We start from the raw sequence: 1,547 nt of genomic DNA, 5'->3' as shown, positions 1-1,547 counted from the left end.
TATAATGAGATTATTGTAATCTCCTTCTCCACTCTTTTTATAGTGATTCGATACTACCATAGTGTGGGGAATACCTGGTTTAGCTCTTTCTTATATCTAGGAGTATTACCAATTCTCACGATCTTAATTTTTCTTCGGAAGAATCCACTTGATTTTGGGTTGCGAATTGGAAATTACAAAATATGGTCGGTCTACGTTTGCGCGTTCCTTATCATTGCTTTGCCAATACTCTATATAACCTCTGAACTTTCATCAGTGAGACGATATTATTCGAGTGAAAACTTCGACTTGATAACGTACTCCCTAGAAATTTTGGTATACATGCTGGGTTGGGAATTTATGTTTCGTGGATTTCTCCTCTTCGGTCTAAAAGAAAGGTTCAAAGAAGGCAGCATCCTTATCCAGATGATACCATTTACAATATTGCATCTTGGCAAACCAGAGATAGAAACATTAAGCTGCGTAATAACCGGATTGTTATGGGGATATATAGCCTACAGGGGAAACTCGTTTTGGCCGGCGTATATCATGCATGTGGTTGTAAACATCTCCAATAAATATTTCGTCACCATGCTCTAAACATGTTTTAATTAGTGTCTGTCACCGCTTTTTCTTATTTTTGTCCTTATTCCCCCCTGTCTTTTGAACCATCTTCACTTTTCCGCTTCTCATGAACTTCACCCTTCTTGTCCCTTTGAGGGAGGATGGTTTGGCGTTCACTAGTCCTCTCGGAATGAAAAGGACTTAAACGGCATTCCAAAAATTGCGTTAAGAAAATGACTATATTAGTCATGCTGAACTCGTTTCAGCATCTCTTGTGTCTATGTCTTTATGAGATCCTGAAATAAATTCAGGATGACAGGGTTGTGGTTGAATTAAATTTTTTGTTATTATGTCATCCCCGAAATCAGTAGTCGGCGATCCAGAGGTAAAAGCATGGATTCCCTATTAAGGAATTAGGGAATGACAACAGGGAGACAGCCTTGTCCTGAGCCCTGAGTAGTGAGCCTGTCGAACTATCGAAGGATCGAAGGGTTACTTCTTTGTATCAAGACAAAGAAGAAAGTAAATGAGATTATCTAAACGCTGTGCTCCATCCTCAAAGCGAATTTATTGAGATTTTTTCAATAAGTTTATAAGTTTTATTGCATAAGCTCATGAAAAGTGTATAATCCTAGCTCAAGAGAGTTTAAATTCAACCAAGCGAGGATGGTTACCTTTCTACAATAAACTCTATTTAGGTTCAATGGTAATGTAATATAGATACAACTTATTCTGTTCCCGTAAAGTCATTCGAATCAGATATGACTGAGCATTCAAAACGAAAAATAGCATACTTCTCTATGGAAATCGCCGTTGATCCAAGCATGCCGACTTATAGCGGCGGCCTTGGAATGCTGGCGGGTGATACAATACGCTCCGCTGCTGACCTCAAGGTGCCCATGGTAGCTTTATCGTTACTACATAGGAAAGGGTATTTTTATCAAAAACTTGATCCAAATGGGTGGCAGAGAGAGGAACCGGCAGAATGGGTAGTAGAAGATTTC

General features: G+C 39.1%; 2 protein-coding genes. Both read left to right on the top strand.

All coding sequences use genetic code 11. The annotated features are described in order from the left end of the window. Positions 1-579: CPBP family intramembrane glutamic endopeptidase (locus tag VGA95_05775; protein HEX9666054.1), on the top strand; the 579-nt coding region annotated here is incomplete at its 5' end. Between the two features lie 725 nt (positions 580-1,304). Further along, positions 1,305-1,547, top strand: a 243-nt coding sequence (locus tag VGA95_05770; protein HEX9666053.1) for a glycogen/starch/alpha-glucan phosphorylase, incomplete at its 3' end; no start/stop codon positions are given.

This window comes from Thermodesulfobacteriota bacterium, assembly GCA_036397855.1.
Lineage (GTDB): Bacteria > Desulfobacterota_D > UBA1144 > Nemesobacterales > CSP1-2 > DASWID01.
This window is presented reverse-complemented; position numbering and strand designations above follow the sequence as displayed.